Below are 17904 nucleotides of genomic sequence, written 5' to 3' on the forward strand. Positions count from 1 at the left end.
GCGTCCTCATGCATGGTGATGGTGGGGCCAACTGTCGCGCCACTGCGCCGGGGTCATCGCGGGGGGTGCCGCGTGGTCGGCAGGGCGCGGCAGCAATTCATCGACCGAGCGCAGCACCAGCCGCACAAGGCTGCTTTGCCGCGTGACCCGTGTCTTGGCAAAGATCATGCGCAGATGGGCCTTGGCCGTGTTCTTGGCAATGCCCAGGCGCTCGCTTGCGGTATCGAGGTCCAGCCCCTGGCCCAGCAAGGCCGCCAGGCGCGATTCGCAGGGCGTCAGCCCGTAAAGCATCGCCAGCGTCCGTGGCGAGGGCGCGTCCGTGCTGCCGGCGTCCGAGATGGTGATCAGGGCCGCACCCTCAAGCGGGTGGTCCAGCCGGGCGTTGATTTCGGCATTGCGCACGATCAGGTTCAGCATCTCGCCCGTTTCGGTCTGCACCAGGATCGGCCAGGCCGGGTCACCGGCATGATCCGGCGTGGCATGGCGGCGGATCGCCTCGGCAAGGCCGCCGCGCTGGCGGCCCGCCATGGCCAGCCGCCACCCTCCATCAACCGCGATCAGCATGTCGTGCTGGCGCAGGATCTGTTGTGCCTTTTCAGTGATGCGCAGAACGGTGCCCTGACGGTCCACCACCACCGCGCCGAAGGCTAGCCGGTTCAACGCGGTGGCATACAGGTTCTGCTCGGCCTCGACCGAATCCAGATGCAGAAACAGACCAGCCGCTTCGGCCAGATGCGGGGCCAGAGCATCGAACAGCGATTTTTCATCGGGGCCGAAATCGGGGTCGCCCAGCCTGCGCGAGGCGCGCAGCCTGATCCGGTGCCCGCCCGGCTCGCAAACGTCGATCCCCAGCACGTTCTGCAAACCCTGATCGCGCATGAACTGCGCCATGAAGGACGAGCAGGCAAATCGCTCGGCCCCCAGATGTTCCCGCATCGTGACCGCACGGTTCAGCGCCAGGTCGGCAAAGGGATCCTCGCCGAAGACGCTGCTATAGGCGATGCGGCGACTGTCGGGGGCGTGTCCGGAAAAGACAGCGCCGGGCCGGTCGCGCAGCCTGCGCTCGATCACGATGGCGCATGCGTCCGATGCAGCCGCATGGGCAAGCTGCATCAGGATGGTCTTGAAGGGCGGATTGGTCCGGATGCCCGCATAGAGGCCCCGGACCAATTCGGCCGGAACTGGTGTCGTCATGTCTCCTCCCCACTGGTCGGCTGACGGCGCGCGACCATCCGTCGAACGTGAGGAAGCGGGCGCAGCCCGGCATCGTCCGAAAGGACGATCCGGCGCCGCGTCAGTAATCGAAGGATTCGCTTCTGGCACTTTGGAACGGTTTTTCAATCCGGTGGGCCATCAGCCACCGCCCGTCCACGCGGTGATAGGTGACCTCGTAATGGCCGGTCGCGAGGCGCTTCACCGTATGCGTCGGCGAATGGCGCGCGATGGCCACGAAGTGAAAGTTCAGATGGCCGAAGGCGCGGTCGTTTTCAAAGCGCAGCCACGGAATGGACGGCAAATGGACGCCCTGATGAACGGCGTTGAAGTCGGCGCAGAACCGCGCCAGCGCGGCCCTGCCTTGCAGCCGCAGGGGTGCGCGGTCCCCGGCGGGGGCGATCTCGAAGATGCCGTCCTCGGCAAAGACGCCCGCCCAGCCTTCGGCATCGTTCTGATCCCAACAGCGGGCATAGAGCCCTTCGAGGTTCAGGATCTCGGTGTAATCGGCGGGGCTCATCCGGCCTCCGGACAATCGGCGCGCAGGTAGGTGCCGTCTTCGCGCACAAGATGCGGTTCCTTGACCATCGCCATGGCGGGCAGGCCGGGCAGGAAATGGCTGTCCGGATCGCCCCCCAGCGGGCCAAGAATGGTGACGATCTTATCCTGCGCCGTGATCCAGTCTGCCATCGCCTGACCGTCGGTGCTGCCGGCACCTTCGGCTGCGGCTGCGGCGATGATCGGCGCCAGATAGAATTGCGCCACCGAGGCGGGGCCGCCGACCCGGTCGATGTCGGGATAGGCCGCGCGGGCATGGGCTACGTACTGCGCATAGGCCGAGCTGCCTTCGGCGTCGCCCGGACAATAGGTGGTGCCGACGAACATGGTCCCATAGACGCCCTGCATGGCGTCGGCACCGATATTGGCTGCGATGGTGCGGGCGTTGCTGACCGTTGTCAGGTTTCCCAGCACCGGCACTTCCCAGCCGATCTCCTCTCGGTTTTGCAGCAGCCGCGCGGAATCGTCATAAAGCGAGTTGATCAGCAGCACCGCCTCGGCCCCCGCACGTCGCATCGAGAAAAGCTGCGGCGTCAGATCCTCGGTCTTGAAGGCGAATTCCTGCACCGCGACCGGCTGGACGCCTTTCTGATCCAGATAGGCCAGCAGATCGGCCACGCCCGATTTCGACATGCCGCCATTGTCCGAAATGATGGCCAGCTTTGTCACCCCCAGCACGTTCAAAGCATAATCCACATTGGGGATCATCTGATCGACCCCCAGCGGCGACAGCGAGAAGTGCAGCGGTCCGCGATCGGGCGTCAGGTCGGTCGAGGCCGCCGTGGTGATCTGCAAAATGTTCATGTCCTTCGCCAGATCAGAAACCGGGATCGCTTCTTGACTGGTGGCCGGGCCCATCAGCGCCTCGATCCCTTGGGAATCGACAAGGCGACGCAGTTCCGACACGGCATGGGTGGGGTTCGTCTGGGTATCGGCCTCGATCAGTTCGACCCGGCGGCCCAGGACGCCGCCCTTCTGGTTCAGTTCATCAACCGCCAGCCGGTAGCCGACCATCGCCATGGCGCCGATCCCCGCCCCGCCGCCGGAAACGGAACTCATGCCGCCGAAGCGGATCGGCGTGTGATCCTGCGCCAGGCCCGTGGTTGCGGACAGCGCAAGCGCCGTGGCTGCGGTCAGGATCAATCCTAGGGGTGATTTCGCCATGCTCTCCTCCTGAAACGGCTGCGGGCTGCTGCTCCTCCGCAGGGGCCCGATGAAACAGGCTGACAAGGCGGCCGGGTTCGCGCATCGTTCGAACGGGTGACCGGGGTCTAATCGGTTCGGACGATGCCGGGCGGACCTGAAGGGGCGCATGGCTTGGGCCGAAACTGACCGAATTGCGGAGCGATGCCGATGACGACCACCCTTCACACCGTGCTTTGCGACCGGTTGGGTTGCCGCTATCCGGTGGTGCAGACGGCCATGGGCTGGGTTTCGGACGAAAAGCTGACCGCCGCGACCTGCAATGCGGGCGGCTTTGGCTTTCTGGCCGGCGCGACCATCGCCCCGGGTCAGGTTGAGGGCGTTATCCAGCGTCTGAAGGCGCTGACCGACCGGCCCTTCGGCGTGAATTTCCACATGTTCCAGCCCAATGCCGATGAGGTGATCGAGGCCGTCATCCGCTATCGTGTCGCCGCCGTCAGCTATGGGCGCGGGCCGGATGCGGCGACCATCGGGCGGTTGAAGGATGCCGGCGTGATCTGCATGCCGACTGTCGGCGCGGTCAAGCATGCGGTCAAGGCTGTCGAACTGGGCGCCGATATCGTCACGATCCAGGGCGGCGAGGGCGGTGGCCATACCGGCGCGGTGCCGACCTCGATCCTGCTGCCGCAGGTGCTGGATGCGGTGCAGGTGCCGGTGGTCGCGGCGGGCGGCATGTTCGACGGCCGGGGACTGGCGGCGGCGCTGGCATACGGTGCGGTGGGGATCGCCATGGGCACACGCTTTCTGATGACCAGCGATTCCCCCGTCCACCCGGATGCGCTGGCGCGCTATCTGGCGCAGAAGGATCCGGTGCGGATCAAGGTGACCACCGCCGTCGACGGCTTGCCGCAGCGCTTCATCGAAAATGAGGAACTGAAACGCATCGAATCCTTAAGAGCTGCGGCCAAGCTGTCGCTGGCACTGAAACATGCCCGCAGCTATGCGCGCGACAACGGGCAGGGCACGCTGGGCATGATGCGAATGGCATGGCGCAGCTTTGCCGCCGATCCGGGCAATTTCGGCGCCACCGTGCTGGCCCCGAACCTGCTGGCCATGGTCGAGCGCGGGATCGGCAAGGGCGATCCTGTCCATGGGCTGCTGCCGTCGGGGCAGGCGGCGGCGATGATCGACCGGCTGGAAAGCTGCGACGAGCTGATCTCGCGCATCATCGCCGAGGCCGAGGAGCGGCTGAGGGCGGTGTCGGCGCTGCTCTGATCCCTGCGACGGGGGCGGCCCTGATGCCGCCCCTTTTTTCGTTCAGGCGTGGCGGCAGGACACCGATACGGCCTCTCCGGTCATGTAGCTGGAATAGTCCGAGGCCAGGAACACCGCGACATTGCCGATCTCCCACGGCTCGGCCGCGCGGTCGAAGGCCTCATGGGTGTTGATCAGCTGTTCCAGGAATTCCGGCGTCGTCACCTTGGCAAGGTTCGGATGCATGGCGATTGAGGGCACGACCGCGTTGATGCGGATGCCGTGGCGGGCGACCTCCATCGCGGTTGCGCGGGTAAAGGCCAGAATCCCGGCCTTGGATGTGGCATAAGCGCTTTGACCCGGCGATGGCCGCCATGCCACGACCGAGGACAGGTTGATGATATTGCCCGACCCGCGCGCGATCATTCCCGGCAGCGCCGCACGGACCATGCGCATGGTGCCGGTCAGGTTCACCTCGAGGATCTTGTTCCACAGCGCGTCCTCCATCTCCAGCAGGTCGACGGTGCCGCCCAGCCCGGCATTGTTCACCAGCACGTCAAGCCGACCCATGTCGTCCTCGGCGGCGGCGATCAGGGCGCGAACGTCGTCCTCGCTTGTGACATCGGCCAGCTTGCGATGGACCTTGCGGCCGATCTCGGCCTCCAGCCGGTCGGCATAGTCCGCCAGCCGCTTTTCATGCATGTCCGACAGCATGACGGTCGCGCCTTCCTCGGCGAATCGCTTGGCCGTGGCGAAGCCCAGCCCCGTTCCTGCCGAGGCGGTGACGAGAACGGTCTTGCCTGCAGCCAGACCGTGCGATGCGGGATAGGGCGGGGGCGGCGTGAACGGCATGGCGGGTATCCTTCGGCAGTTGTGTCGGTTGCCGCCAGCCTTGGCCGGATGGCGATGCCTCGGCATCGTCAAAACAGACGACATCTTCGGCCGTTCGGACGATGCGGCGCGATGCTGCCGCCGTCAAACCTGCTGCCTTCAGGAACGGAGAAGATCATGACGTTTGCGCCGTCCTCTGCCGCCGAGGCCCTGTCGGGGCGCGGCCGTGATCTGGGCTGCAGCCGCTGGCTGACCATCGATCAGAAGCGGATCGACCTGTTCGCCGAGGCGACGGGCGATCACCAGTGGCTGCATGTCGATCCCGAGCGCGCGGCGCGCGGGCCCTTTGGCCGGACGGTGGCGCATGGCTTTCTGACGCTGTCCCTGCTGAACATGGTGCTGCCCGAACTGCTGATGCCGCGCAACGTGGACTGGGGGGTGAATTACGGCGTGGACCGGGTCCGCTTTCCGGCGCCCATGCCGGTCGGTGCGACCCTGCGCGCCAATGGCATCCTGTCGGATGTGCGGGAAACGCAGCCCGGCGTCATCCAGACCCGCGTCACGATGACGGTCGAGATCAGGGGGCAGGACAGACCCGGCTGTGTTGCGGAAACCCTGCAATATTATGCCTTTCTGCCATCAGGCGGTGCGAGTTCGTGAATTTTCGGGTGGTTAGTCCGATTGAACCATGCTGCGCTGCCGGGAAAGGCCGATGACAGGGCGTCGCCGCCCTGCCGCCGCAGGACGGGGACACCGATGCGGTCCCGGAGGCGTCCTGTTCGGACGGGCCGGTAGAAACGGACGGAAAGACGAATGAACAAGGAAATGAGCCTTGCCTCGGTGGTTGCCGGGCTGAAAGACGGAATGACCATCGGATTCGGCGGCTGGGGACCGCGCCGCAAGCCGATGGCGCTGGTGCGCGAGATCCTGCGTTCGCCGCTGAAGGATCTGACGCTGGTCGGCTATGGCGGGGCCGAGATGGGCATGCTCTGCGCGGCGGGCAAGGTCCGCCGGCTGATCTATGGCTTCGTGTCGCTGGACGTGATCCCGATCGAGCCCTGGTTCCGCAAGGTCCGCGAGGCCGGCCAGATCGAGGTGACGGAACTGGACGAAGGGCTTCTGCTGCTTGGCTTGCAGGCGGCGGGTCACAATGTCCCCTTCCTGCCGACCCCGGTCGGGATCGGGTCCTCGGTTCTGAAGCACAACCCCGATTTCAAGCTGGTCAAGTCCCCCTATGCCGACGGGCAGACACTGCTGGCCATGCCGGCGATCCGGCTGGACGTGGCGCTGCTGCATTGCAACCGCGCCGACCGCCTGGGCAATACGCTGACCTTCGGCCCCGATCCCTATTTCGATCCGCTGATGGCGCGCGCGGCCCGCAAGGTCTATGTCACGACCGAGGAACTGGTCGACAGCGTCGCGTCCGAGGATGGCGAACTGATGAAGGCCAATCTTTACGAACGTTACCTGGTGTCGGGCGTGGTTCATGCGCCGCTGGGCGCGCATCCGACCGCGTCGCATTACGCCTATGGCTGGGATCTGCCGCATCTTCGCGAATACGCGGCATCGGCCACCGAAGGTGGCGGCTGGCAGGCCTATTTCGACAAGTATGTCGCGCCGGGCGAGGCTGCCTATACCGACGTCGTCGGCGGCGAAGCCGCGATCCGCGCTCTTCCTCTTCCCGTTCTTTGAAGGTGCCCCGATGACACAGGCAAAAGACTTCACCCTTGCCGAATTGCTGATCGTCGCCTGCGCCGAGGCGTTCCGCGGCGATGGCGAACGACTGGTGACCGGCATCGGTCCCATTCCCCGCATTGCCGCAGGCCTGGCCAAGCTGACCTTCGAGCCGGGCATCTGCATGACCGATGGCGAGGCCTTTCTGGTCGAGGAGCCGGTGCCGATCGGCCCGCGTGGCGACTACAAGCCGAAGTTTTCGGGCTGGATGCCCTATCACCGCGTCTTCGACAGCGTTTGGTCCGGGCGGCGGCACGCGATGGTGACGCCGGTGCAGGTGGACCGCTGGGCGCAGGCCAATATTTCGGCCTTGGGGCCCGATTTCGGCAAACCCAAGGTGCAGATGCTGGGTGTGCGCGGTTTTCCCGGAAACTCGATCTCGCACAGGAACTCGATGTTCCTGCCCAAGCATTCGACCCGCGCCTTTGTCGAGGGCGAGGTCGATGTGGTGGCCTCGGTCGGCTACAAGCCCGAGAACTGGCCCGAGGGCACCAGCCCCGACGTGGTGGACATCGGCCGGATCGTCACCGATCTGTGCGTCTTGGACTTTGGCGGCCCGGATCATGCGGCGCGGCTGCTGAGCCTGCATCCCGGCGTCAGTTTCGACGAAGTGCAGGCCAACACGGGCTTCCCGCTGCTGCAAGCCGATGGCCTGGGTGAAACCCCGGCCCCGACTGACGAGCAGTTGGAGATCATCCGCAGGCTTGATCCGCACGACATCCGCGCCACGGTCATCAAGGGCAACCCCGCCGGCCGGCGCGAGGCCGCGTGACTGTGCCTATACCCCTGTCGCTGGTGGTCGGCGGCAGCGGTGGGGTGGGGGCCGCGATCTGCGCGGCCCTTGCCAGCGCCGGCAACGATGTCGCGCTGACCTATCACGGCAACCGCGACCGCGCTGAAGGGGTCGCCGCCAGCGTGCGGCAGGCGGGCCGGCAGGCCAGTGTTCATCAACTGAACGCGGGCGACGACAAGGCGGTGCGCGAGCTTCTGGACCAGATTGCAACGCGCGGACTGGATACGCTGGTCTATGCCGCAGGCCCCCTGGTTCCCCAGATTCACCTGTCGCGCACAACGCCCGATCAGATGCGGGCGCATCTGTTGCAGGACGCGCTTGGGTTCTTCAACCTGTGTCATTTCGCCATTCCGCATCTGCGCGCGACGCGCGGATCGGTGGTCGCGGTGCAAAGCGCGGCGCAGTTCCGCTGGGCGCCCGCTGACGGGCTGTCGGTGGTGCCCAAGGCCGCCGTTCATGCCGTGATGAAGGGCATCGCCAAAGAGGAAGGCCGCTATGGCATCCGCGCCAATGGTGTGGCCTTGGGCATCATCGAGGCCGGTTCGCATACCGCGCTGACCGAACGCGGCGATATCGATGCGGACTATATGCGGGCCGCTGTGAAGAATATTCCGCTTCGGACAATGGGGCAGGCTTGCGACGTGGCCGAGGCGGTCGTCTGGCTGGCCTCGGAGCGGGCGCGCTATGTCACCGGGCAGGTGATCCATGTCGATGGGGGCTATCACCTCTAGGCCGATCAGACGATGCCGCGTCTGCGGGGCAAATCTAGGTTCCAGGTCAGGATCCGGGCCCGCCCGGACGCAGGAACAAGGAGAAGCCCTTTGCGTGAAGCCGTCATCGTATCCGTCGCCCGAACTCCGATCGGCAAGGCCTTCCGGGGTGCCTTTAATGACACCGAGGCGCCCGCGCTGTCCGGCCATGCCGCAGCCCAGGCGGTGGCACGCGCCGGTCTGGACCCGGCCCGGATCGACGATGTCATCATGGGCTGTTCCGCCCAGCAGGGCACGCAAGGCTATAACATCGGCCGGCTGACGGCGATTGCCGCCGGGCTGTCCGACAGCGTCCCGGGCATGACGGTGGACCGGATGTGTTCCTCGGGGATGATGGCCATCGCCATCGCGTCGCGCCAGATCATGTTCGACGGGATGCAGGCCGTGGTCGCGGGCGGGGTGGAATCGATCAGCCTGACGCAGAACAAGCACAAGAACAGCTATCGCAACCGCTCGGAAACCGTGCTGGCGAAGTCGCCGCATATGTATATGGCGATGATCGAGACGGCCGAGATCGTGGCCCGCAAATATGGCGTCAGCCGCGAGGCGCAGGACGCTTTCGCCCTGCAAAGCCAGCTGCGCACCGCGGCCGCGCACGAGGCTGGCCGCTTCGACGCCGAAATCGTGCCGCTGCCCACCCGTAAGCTGGTCACCGACCGCGCCACCGGCGAGACATCTTACGTCGATACCCTGCTGGATCGTGACGAGGGTTTTCGCGCCGATACGACGGCCGAAGGGCTGGCCGCGCTGAAGCCTGTCTTTGCCGATGGCGAGACGATTGCACAGGGCGAATTCGTGACGGCGGGCAATTCCTCGCAACTGTCCGACGGGGCGGCGGCTGTGGTGGTGATGGAGGCCAGTCAGGCCACCGCAGAGGGGCTGACACCGCTGGGCGCGTTCCGGGGCATGGCGGTCGCTGGCTGCGCGCCCGAGGAAATGGGCATCGGGCCGGTCTTTGCGGTGCCGAAGCTGCTGGTCCAGCACGGGCTGACCGCCGACGACATCGACCTGTGGGAACTGAACGAGGCCTTCGCCAGCCAGGCGCTGTATTGCCGCGACAAGCTGGGCCTTGATCCGGATCGGGTCAATGTCGACGGCGGCGCCATCGCCGTGGGCCATCCGTTCGGGATGACCGGCGCGCGCGCGGCAGGGCATCTGCTGATCGAAGGAAAGCGACGCGGGGCGAAATACGGCGTCGTGACCATGTGCATCGGTGGCGGCATGGGCGCGGCTGGCCTGTTCGAGATTTTCTGAACCACTCCCTCTTGGCTCAGAAAAAAGGGGCGGCCGATGCGGCTGCCCCTTCCTCGTGGCGATCAGTCGCTCAGAAATAATAGCGCGCCAGAATGTCCACGGCGCAGGCGGGCTTTTCGGATCCCTCCAGTTCAGCCACGACATGGACGGTGATCTGCACGGCGGTCTCGCCCACCGGATCGGCCGCCTTCAAGGTGGCGCGAAACCGGATGCGCGATCCTTCGGGCACCGCGGCCGGAAAGCGCAGCCGTTCGGCGCCATAGTTCAGGCCCATCGTCGCGCCTTCGGCCCGGATCAGGTCCGGCAGCATCATGTTGATCAGCGAGAAGGTCAGATAGCCATGCGCCACGGTGCGCCCGAACGGCCCCTGTGCGGCGCGTTCGGGATCGACATGGATCCACTGGAAATCGCCGGTCGCACGGGCAAATTCGTCGATGCGGGCCTGGTCGATGCGGATCCAGTCGCTGGCCCCAAGATCCTGACCGACCGCTGCGATGGCCTCGGCCGCCGAGGTAAAGACCAGACCCATCTCAGGCCTCGCCCTGCGAGAAATCGGCGGCGCGTTTCTGGACAAAGGCGTCGCGGGTTTCCTGGCTTTCGGCGGTCATATAGGCCTGAGCGGTAAATCCCTGTTCCCAACGGTATTTCTGTTCAAGATCGCCATCCTCGATCCCGTTCAGGGACTCCTTGGCCAGCCGGATCATCGTGCTGCTTTTCGCCGCGATCTTGGCGGCAATCGCCATCGCCTCGTCGCGCAGCGCGGCTGCGGGCACCACCTTTTCGATAGCGCCCAGGCGCCAGGCTTCGGCGGCGTCGATCGGTTCGCCGGTGAAATACATGTGCCGCACCTTTTGCAGCGGGAACATGCGTTGCAGATGCGCGCCGGCGCCCAGGGCGCCACGGTCCACCTCGGGGACGCCGAAGGTCGCATCCTCGCTGCACAGCACGATGTCCGACGATCCGCAGATGCCGATGCCGCCGCCCAGCACATAGCCGTGGGCGGCGGCGATGACCGGCTTCAGCCCGCGATGGATGGCGCGGAAAGTGTCCCAGTTGCCGGCATTCACTTCGGTGATGCGTTCGGGATGGCGCTGCAATTCCTTGATGTCCACCCCGGCACAAAAGCCCCGGCCCTCGGCCCGGATCACGATGACGCGCAGTTCGGGATCGGCCTGCAAGGTGTCGATACAGCGCGCCAGATCGCGCCAGCCAACACTGTCGAGCGCGTTCACGGGCGGGCTTTCGATCACCAGTTCGGCGATGCGGTCCTGGGTTCTGGTCCAGAATTGTTGCGACATGAGGTCTCCTTGCTGGGTCAGCCGCGCCAGATTGCGCCAAACGGCGGCAACAGGGGCAGGGTATAGGTCGGATCGTCGGCGCCGGCGCTGCCGCCGGGGCTGTCGGCGGCAGGGTCTTGTGTTTCGGTCAGGGGCTGTTGGCGCGACCAGTCCAGCACCACACGGCGCGACAGGAACCGCCAGATCCCGTCCCGCCGGATATAGCGGTCCAGACTGCGGCTGCCCGTGACGACCTCTTGTCCGTCATGGGTGATGTGGTGGTTGATCTTGTGAACCTCGCCCTCGGCGCGGTCCACGTCCACGGCAAACAGCGCGTTGACGACGTAATGCGTCGTCAGGCGGTAATGCGACAAAGCCTGCCGCACGAAATCGACATAGGCATCCGCGCCGCCGCTGAAGGCATGACCGTGGATATCCTGGCCTGCATCGTCATAGAGACTGCGCAACAGCGTGAAATCGCGCCGGTCGATTGCCCGCGAATAGGTGATGACCAATCGGCGCAGCGCTGATTCCGCCAGCAGCAGATCGACCGGTGCGCCGGTCATGCAAGCGGCCCGCGCGGCTCTCGCGGCATGCCCAGACCGGTTTCAGCCAGGATGTTCAGCTGGATTTCATTGGTGCCGCCATAGATCGTGTCGGCGGGGGTGAACAGGAACATCTGCCGCAGCCTCTCGTGCCGCTCATCGGTGGACAACAGGTTGCCGGACAGACCCATCACCTCCATCGCCAGCGCGCCCAGATCGCGATGCCAGTTCGACCAGTGGTATTTATAGGACAGCCTTTCGCGCAGCGCCTCGGCGCCCTCGGTTTCTTCCAGCACGCGCATCGCCAGATAGCGCATGGCGCGCAGGCCGGCCCAGGCGCGGGCAATGCGGTGGCGGATGCCGGGCAGGCGGGCGGCGCCGTTTGCCCGTGCGATCTGGCAGATCAGGTCCAGTTCCTGCGCGAACCCCATCTGCTGGCCAAGCGTCGAGATCCCGCGTTCGAAGGACAGAAGCGCCATGGCGATCTTCCAGCCGTCGCCCACGCCGCCCAGAACATCCGACGCGCTTGCCCGCGCATTGTCGAAGAAGACCGAGTTGAACTCGGCCCCGCCGCCGATCTGGCGGATGGGCTGGATGGTCACGCCCGGCTGGTCCAGCGGCATCAGCAGAAAGACCAGCCCCTTGCGCCCGACAGTTCCCTCCTCGGCGCGGGCAAGCACGAAGATCCAGTCCGAGACATGTGCCATCGAGGTCCAGATCTTCTGCCCCGACACCAGCCAGTCGCCGGTCGCGGGATCCTGTCTCGCGCGGGTGCGGATATTGCCCAGATCGGACCCGGCGGACGGTTCGGAATAGCCCTGCGCCCAGAAAATGCGCCCCTCGCGGATGCCGGGCAGAAAGCGTTTCTGCTGGTCGGGGGTGCCATAGGCGATGATCGTCGGCCCGATCAGCCCTTCGCCGATATGCCCAAGGCGACCGGGGCCGCCCACGCGGGAATATTCCTCCTGGAACACAACCTGTTCCGCGACCGACATGCCGCGCCCGCCGTGTTCGACCGGCCAGCCCGGACAGGTCCAGCCGCCGGCGGCAAGCTCCTGTTCCCATTCCTTTCGCAGTTCGGGCATCACGTCGCCTTCGCCGGCGCCGGCGCGGAACTTCAGCGGTGCGAAGCGCCCGGTCAGGTGCGCGGCCATCCAGCAGCGAATATCTTGGCGCAGCGCATCCAGATCCCGTGTCATGGTCATGCCTCCTTGCCCAGCAGGCCATCTGCGATCCGGTCCAGATGCTGGTCGGCGTGACCCAGCAAGGCGGATGTCGCCTGAGCGCGCTTGAAATAGAAATGCGGATCATATTCCCAGGTCATGGCGACGCCGCCATGCATCTGGATCGCCTCGCGCGCCGCCAGCCGCGCCAGATCGTCGGCCAGAACCTTCAGCGCCGCGATCTCCATGCCGCGTTCGCGGGCGGGCAGGCTGGCAAAGCCCGTTGCCGCGCCCCAGGCCAGCGACCGGGCCTCGGCCAGTTGCACCTGCAACAGCGCGCAGCGATGCTTGATCGCCTGAAACGAGGCGATGGTGCGGCCGAACTGAACCCGCTCGGCGATATAGGCGAGCGTCAGGTCCATGACCGCCGCGGCGGCGCCGATCTGTTCGGCCGCCAGCCCCAGTCGGGCCTGATCCAACGCCAGCGCCAGCGCATCGGGTGGCAGCCCACCGCGGTCCAGCCGCGCCTCCGGCGGCAGACTGACACCGTCCAGCACCACACGCGCCATGGGTCGGGTGGCGTCCATGACCCCAAGCGGCTCGACCACCTGCCCACGATCTGCCGGTAGCGAGAAGAGACCGATCTGCCCGTCGGTCCGCGCGGGGATCAGGATGAGGTCGGCAACCTCGGCGTTGATGACGCAGGGGATGGTCCCGGTCAGCCGATAGCTGTCGGGTCCGCTTTCGGCAACCACCTGCGGCGCGCCGCCATCCACGGCGCCCGGATCGGGCAGGGCGACTGCTGCCGCCACCTCTCCGGCAGCGATGCGCGGCAATATCGTTTCGTCACCAAGCGCGCCCAGCAGCGGCGCGGCAAGGCAGACGGTGGACCACAGCGGCACCTGGGTCAGCGCGCCTCCGGTCAGTTCCATGACGATGGACAGCTCGACCATGCCAAGACCCAAGCCGCCGCTGTCTTCGGGGATGGCCAGTGCGCACCAGCCAAGTTCCTGCGCAATCGTCCGCCACAGCGCGGCGTCGCTGCGCGTACCGCTGTCGATCAGGCTGCGCAGATGGTCGCGCGATGCCCGTTCCGAAAGGAAGCGGGCCGCCTCGTCGCGGATCATGCGTTGGTCGGTGGTCAGGGTCATCTGTTTACGGCCGTCCTGAATCGATGCAGTCCCATGGATCGCCCTTGTTTTGGCGGATTGCGGCCTGTCGGCATCGTCCGAACGTAGGATGCCCGCAAGGCCTTGCGTCGCCCAGCGTTGCGGGTGATGGGTAGTTAAGGGCGTCCGCGGGACGAAATCCATGCGCTTTGTGGTCATTTGGATTATGCTGAAATCCGTATGGCCTGGCTGGAACGATATGTTGATGATGAAGGCTGGCAGAGAAGAGGTTTCGCATGGATGACGAAAGTCCTGCCCGGCGAGGTTCGGGCCTGCGGACAGCATCGAACCCGCGCAAGGAACTGGTGCGCGAGCAATTGATCGACAGTGCCGCCGCCCTGTTCGAAAGCAAGGGTTTCGATCAGACCAGCATGAACGACATCGCGCGAGAGCTTGGGCTGGTGCGCTCGGCGGTGTATCATTATTTTCGCAGCAAAGAGGAAATCCTTGCTGCGTTGGTCGAATCCGAAAGCGTCACCCCCTCGAACGAGCTTGAGGCGATCAGGGCGGCCACCGATCTTACGGCGACGGAGAAGCTGCGCCGCGCCATCGTGTCGGGTGTGACGCGTCGGCTGTCGGGGCAGTCACGCTTCAACATGCTGTCCCGGCTGGAGCCGCAGATCCCCGAACCCCTGCGTCCGCAATACAACAAGAGCCGCCGCCACATTCTGGACCTGTATGTGCAGCTGATCGAGGAAGGCATCGCCAGCGGCGAGTTCCGAGAGGTCGACCCCAAGATCGCCGCTTTTTCGGTGATCGGCATGGCGAACTGGACCTCGCGCTGGTATTCGCCTTCCGGCAGCATGACGCCCGGCGACATCGGTCTGCAAATCGCCGATTTTGCCATTCACGCGCTGACTGCCAAGGCGGTGGTCGGGCTGGATGCAGGTGCCGTGCGCCAGGTCGCCGAGGCGCTGCGCGGTCAGGTGGATGCTCTCGACCGGCTGCTGGGATAGCGCGATAGTCCGTTCGGGGGATGCCGCAACGCCCTGTTCGTCGCAAGTCAGGGCACGGTGCGGGCGCTGCCCGCTGTGTCATCAGGACGAAGGGCGGCGATGCACGAAGCGGATCACTCGGACCCGGCCGGGCCTGTCATCACATTGCGCGGCCAGATCGGCGGCGAGGTCATCGACGCCAACCGCCATATGAATGTCTCGGGCTTCGACCGGCTGTTTGATCAGGCCGAGACGGCGATGTTTCTGCGCTTCGGAATCGGGGACGATTACATCCTGTCGCGGCAGCGCAGCCTGTTCCGGCTGGAAAAATTCGTCCGCTATGAACGCGAATTGCTGGTGGGGCAGGCTTACGAGGTCCGCAGCTGGATCATCGGCACCGATGGCCGCCGCATCCACCATTTCCATGAACTGTGGGACTGTGACAATGACCGCCGCAGCGCCTTTTACGACTGTCTGGCGATCCATGTGAACCTTGAGCGGCGCAAATCGGCGGTGATCGAGGATACCACCATTCTGAAGGCGCTGCGCGGCTTTGCGCAGCATCTGCAGGAATATGGCCTGCCGGCTGGCCCATTGCCGCGCGGCATTGCCGAGAGCACGGCATGAGCGATACGACCTTCGATTACCTGGTGGTCGGCGGCGGCACGGCCGGTTGTGTCATCGCCGCGCGATTGGCCGAGAACCCGCACAACCGCGTGGCCCTGTTCGAGGCCGGCGGTCCCGACAGCGACCCGTTGATCCCCATTCCGGGCGCCAATGTCGTGACCGGCGCCGCGCCCCGGCTGAACTGGTCCTATCAGACCGAGCCGGTGCCGGCGCTGAACGACCGCCCGCTTTACTGGGCGCAGGGCCGCGTTCTGGGCGGGTCGGGCACGATCAACGGGATGATGTATCTGCGCGGCCTGCCGCAGGATTACGACGGCTGGCGGGGTGCCGGATGTCCCGGCTGGGGGTGGAGGGACGTGTTGCCCTGGTTCAGGCGCACCGAACGCAACATCCGTGGCGAAAGCGAGCTGCACGGCGGCGACGGTCCGTTGGCGGTCGCCAGAGGTTTCGCGACCGCGCCGGTTTGCGATCTGTTCTTGCAGGCCGCGCAGGCCTCGGGGCTGGGGTTGGTCGATGACCTGAACGATGGCTCGGTTCATGCGGTGGGCTATGCCGACATGTCCATCGGCGCGGGGCGGCGCTCCAGCACGGCGCGCGGCTGGCTGCGCCCGGCCTTGCGGCGGGGCAACCTGACTGTCTTGACCGGAGCGCTGGTCGAACGTGTCACGATCGAAAATGGCCGGGCCACCGGCATTCGGTGGCGCGACCGCAAGGGCGAGCATCACAGCCAGGCCCGGCGCGAGGTGATCCTGAGCGCGGGGGCGGTGAACTCTCCTCAGTTGCTGATGCTGTCGGGCATCGGACCTGCACAGGAGCTTGCGGCGCAGGGGATCGAGGTCGTGCAGGACCTGCCCGGCGTCGGCGCGAACCTGCAAAACCACCCGACGGTCAAGCTGATGTATCGCACCACGGCCCCGGTTTCCGCCTACAGCCATCTGCGGATGGCCGCGATGGCGCGCGGCGGGGTGGACTATCTGATCCGCAGGCGTGGGGTGCTGTCCAGCGGGCTGTTCCCGGTCGCCGGGCTGTTCCGGGCCCCGGGCCGCGATCCCGATGCGCTGATGCAGGTGCTGATGGCGCCCGCGCTGATCATCCGCCGCAAGCCGGGGGTTCTGGGCATCCTGCCGCGCGAACACGGCTTCAGCCTGCTGATCTCTCAGGGCGTGCCGCGCAGCCGCGGGCGGGTGCGGCTGCGCTCGGCTGATCCGACGGATCGCGCAATGATCGAGCCGGGTTATTTCTCGGCCCCCGGCGACATGGAGGACATGATCGCGGGCATGGCCTTCATCCGCGATCTGGTGCGCCGGTCGCCGCTGGGCGATGTGCTGGGGCCAGAGCTTGACCCGAACGGTCAGCCCTTCACGCCGCGCGACCCCGAGGCCGAGATCCGCGCCTTTTGCACCACCAGTTTCCATGCTGTCGGAACCTGCCGGATGGGGCAGGATGCGGATGCGGTCGTCGGCCCCGATCTGCGGGTCAGGGGGATCGAGGGGCTGCGGGTCGCGGATGCCTCGGTCATGCCGCGCATGATCCATGGCAGCCCCTATGCGCCGGTCGTCATGATCGCCGAGAAAGCCGCCGACATGATCGGCAACGCCTGAAACAGAAGGAGATTCGACATGGAAAAACGAACACTGGGCCATTCCGGGCTTGAGGTCTCGGTTGTCGGGCTGGGGTGCAATAATTTCGGCGGCATGATCCCCGGCCTTGGCATCGAAGAGGCGCGGGCCATCGTCGATGCGGCCATCGATGCGGGCGTGACCCTGTTCGACACCGCCGATTCCTATGGCGCCGATGGCGGGTCGGAAAAGGTGCTGGGCGAGGTTCTGGGCGCGCGGCGCCAGGATATCGTGCTGGCGACCAAATTCGCCTCGCCGATGAACCGGACTGTGTCGACGCGCTACAACGGCTCGCGCGGCTATATCATGGCCGCTGTCGAGGACAGCCTGCGCCGTCTGAAGACGGATTACATCGACCTTTACCAGTATCACTTTCCCGACCCGCTGACGCCGATCGAGGAAACGCTGCGGGCGCTGGACGATCTGGTTCGGCAGGGCAAGGTTCGCTATATCGGCTGCTCGAACCTGGCCGCCTGGCAACTGGTCGATGCGAACTGGACGGCGCGCGCCAACGGGCTGGGGCGGTTGCTGTCGACGCAGGCGGAATACAACCTGCTGCACCGCGCCCCGGAAACCGAGTTGTTCGCCGCGATGCAATCGGCGGGGATCACGCTTCTGCCCTATTTCCCGCTGGCTTCGGGCCTGCTGACCGGGAAATACCGCAAGGGCCAGGACCTGCCCGCCGATACCCGCGCCAACCTCGCCTATTTCAAGGACGGCTTTTCCGAAGAACGGCTGGATCAGGTTGAACGTCTGATCACCTTTGCCGAGGCGCGTGGCCATACGATCCTTGAACTGGCGGTGTCCTGGCTGCTGGCACATCCCATCGTCTCCAGCGTGATTGCCGGCGCGACCAAGCCGGGGCAGGTGACGGCCAATGCCAAGGCGGCCGAATGGGTTCTGACCGCCGGAGACATGGCGGAACTCGACGCCATTCTGGCCTGACGGGCGGGCTGCCCGGCCGTTAGTCCCTTTGGACGATTTGGCCGGGCAGGCGCCGGATTAGCAAGACAGGCAAGC

The 17904-nt window shown here is 65.8% G+C and carries 19 protein-coding genes; 10 read left to right on the forward strand and 9 right to left on the reverse strand.

Annotated elements, in window-relative coordinates; translation table 11 throughout:
• Positions 1-6 precede the first annotated feature (6 nt).
• The 3 genes from ACTJI6_RS08495 to ACTJI6_RS08505 all read right to left on the reverse strand — a co-directional run bounded on the left by ACTJI6_RS08495 (position 7) and on the right by ACTJI6_RS08505 (position 2934).
• Entirely contained in the window at positions 7-1194 is a 1188-nt protein-coding gene (locus tag ACTJI6_RS08495; RefSeq protein ID WP_440799654.1) for a helix-turn-helix transcriptional regulator, read from the reverse strand.
• Between the two features lie 100 nt (positions 1195-1294).
• The gene (locus ACTJI6_RS08500) at positions 1295-1732 is read right to left on the reverse strand and encodes a nuclear transport factor 2 family protein (protein ID WP_440799657.1); all 438 of its coding nucleotides are present in this window, start codon (positions 1730-1732) and stop codon (positions 1295-1297) included.
• Positions 1729-2934, reverse strand: a complete 1206-nt coding sequence (locus ACTJI6_RS08505; RefSeq protein WP_440799660.1) for an ABC transporter substrate-binding protein — start codon at positions 2932-2934, stop codon at positions 1729-1731. Before ACTJI6_RS08505 ends, ACTJI6_RS08500 begins: the two co-directional genes overlap by 4 nt.
• A gap of 189 nt (positions 2935-3123) precedes the next feature.
• Here ACTJI6_RS08505 and ACTJI6_RS08510 point away from each other — a divergent pair, with 189 nt between their 5' ends.
• Positions 3124-4188: an NAD(P)H-dependent flavin oxidoreductase gene (locus tag ACTJI6_RS08510; RefSeq protein WP_440799663.1), complete on the forward strand. Its 1065-nt coding sequence runs from the start codon at positions 3124-3126 to the stop codon at positions 4186-4188.
• 42 nt (positions 4189-4230) lie between these two features.
• On the opposite strand, the gene ACTJI6_RS08515 is transcribed toward ACTJI6_RS08510, so the two are convergent.
• Entirely contained in the window at positions 4231-5019 is a 789-nt protein-coding gene (locus ACTJI6_RS08515; protein WP_440799666.1) for an SDR family oxidoreductase, read from the reverse strand.
• Positions 5020-5175: 156 nt separating this feature from the next.
• Between ACTJI6_RS08515 and ACTJI6_RS08520 the strand changes: the two genes are divergently transcribed.
• The 5 genes from ACTJI6_RS08520 to ACTJI6_RS08540 all read left to right on the forward strand — a co-directional run bounded on the left by ACTJI6_RS08520 (position 5176) and on the right by ACTJI6_RS08540 (position 9549).
• Positions 5176-5658: a MaoC family dehydratase gene (locus ACTJI6_RS08520; RefSeq protein WP_440799669.1), complete on the forward strand. Its 483-nt coding sequence runs from the start codon at positions 5176-5178 to the stop codon at positions 5656-5658.
• 153 nt (positions 5659-5811) lie between these two features.
• On the forward strand, positions 5812-6690 hold the full coding sequence (locus ACTJI6_RS08525) for a CoA transferase subunit A (protein WP_440799672.1): 879 nt from the start codon (positions 5812-5814) through the stop codon (positions 6688-6690).
• Between the two features lie 10 nt (positions 6691-6700).
• Positions 6701-7504, forward strand: coding sequence for a CoA-transferase subunit beta (locus tag ACTJI6_RS08530; protein ID WP_440799675.1), 804 nt, complete (start codon positions 6701-6703; stop codon positions 7502-7504).
• Positions 7501-8256: an SDR family NAD(P)-dependent oxidoreductase gene (locus tag ACTJI6_RS08535; protein ID WP_440799678.1), complete on the forward strand. Its 756-nt coding sequence runs from the start codon at positions 7501-7503 to the stop codon at positions 8254-8256. The genes ACTJI6_RS08530 and ACTJI6_RS08535 overlap by 4 nt, the downstream gene beginning before the upstream one ends.
• Positions 8257-8346: 90 nt before the next feature.
• A complete protein-coding gene (locus ACTJI6_RS08540; protein ID WP_440799681.1) occupies positions 8347-9549 on the forward strand; it encodes an acetyl-CoA C-acyltransferase in 1203 nt (400 codons plus the stop codon).
• A gap of 70 nt (positions 9550-9619) precedes the next feature.
• Here the strand turns inward: ACTJI6_RS08540 and ACTJI6_RS08545 are convergent, their stop codons facing one another.
• From ACTJI6_RS08545 to ACTJI6_RS08565, 5 genes are read right to left on the reverse strand one after another with little or no spacing between them, the layout of a single operon-like run.
• Positions 9620-10078, reverse strand: coding sequence for a MaoC family dehydratase (locus tag ACTJI6_RS08545; RefSeq protein WP_440799684.1), 459 nt, complete (start codon positions 10076-10078; stop codon positions 9620-9622).
• 1 nt (position 10079) lies between these two features.
• Positions 10080-10847: an enoyl-CoA hydratase family protein gene (locus ACTJI6_RS08550; protein ID WP_440799687.1), complete on the reverse strand. Its 768-nt coding sequence runs from the start codon at positions 10845-10847 to the stop codon at positions 10080-10082.
• A 17-nt stretch (positions 10848-10864) separates the two neighbouring features.
• Complete coding sequence (locus ACTJI6_RS08555) at positions 10865-11392, reverse strand: nuclear transport factor 2 family protein (RefSeq protein ID WP_440799690.1); 528 nt, start codon at positions 11390-11392, stop codon at positions 10865-10867.
• Positions 11389-12570, reverse strand: a complete 1182-nt coding sequence (locus ACTJI6_RS08560; RefSeq protein ID WP_440799693.1) for an acyl-CoA dehydrogenase family protein — start codon at positions 12568-12570, stop codon at positions 11389-11391. The genes ACTJI6_RS08555 and ACTJI6_RS08560 overlap by 4 nt, the downstream gene beginning before the upstream one ends.
• Positions 12571-12572: 2 nt before the next feature.
• Positions 12573-13685 (reverse strand): acyl-CoA dehydrogenase family protein, encoded by a 1113-nt coding sequence (locus tag ACTJI6_RS08565; protein ID WP_440799696.1) that lies wholly within the window; start codon positions 13683-13685, stop codon positions 12573-12575.
• Between the two features lie 254 nt (positions 13686-13939).
• On the opposite strand from ACTJI6_RS08565, the gene ACTJI6_RS08570 reads away from it, so the two are divergent.
• From ACTJI6_RS08570 to ACTJI6_RS08585, 4 genes are all read left to right on the forward strand, one after another.
• Positions 13940-14659, forward strand: a complete 720-nt coding sequence (locus ACTJI6_RS08570; protein WP_440799699.1) for a TetR/AcrR family transcriptional regulator — start codon at positions 13940-13942, stop codon at positions 14657-14659.
• A 99-nt stretch (positions 14660-14758) separates the two neighbouring features.
• Entirely contained in the window at positions 14759-15265 is a 507-nt protein-coding gene (locus ACTJI6_RS08575; protein WP_440799702.1) for a thioesterase family protein, read from the forward strand.
• Complete coding sequence (locus ACTJI6_RS08580; RefSeq protein ID WP_440799705.1) at positions 15262-16866, forward strand: GMC family oxidoreductase; 1605 nt, start codon at positions 15262-15264, stop codon at positions 16864-16866. The genes ACTJI6_RS08575 and ACTJI6_RS08580 overlap by 4 nt, the downstream gene beginning before the upstream one ends.
• Positions 16867-16884: 18 nt before the next feature.
• Positions 16885-17829, forward strand: coding sequence for an aldo/keto reductase (locus ACTJI6_RS08585; RefSeq protein ID WP_440799708.1), 945 nt, complete (start codon positions 16885-16887; stop codon positions 17827-17829).
• The last annotated feature ends 75 nt before the right edge of the window (positions 17830-17904 follow it).

The organism is Paracoccus sp. 22332, from assembly GCF_052045125.1.
In the GTDB taxonomy this organism is placed as follows: domain Bacteria; phylum Pseudomonadota; class Alphaproteobacteria; order Rhodobacterales; family Rhodobacteraceae; genus Paracoccus; species Paracoccus haematequi_A.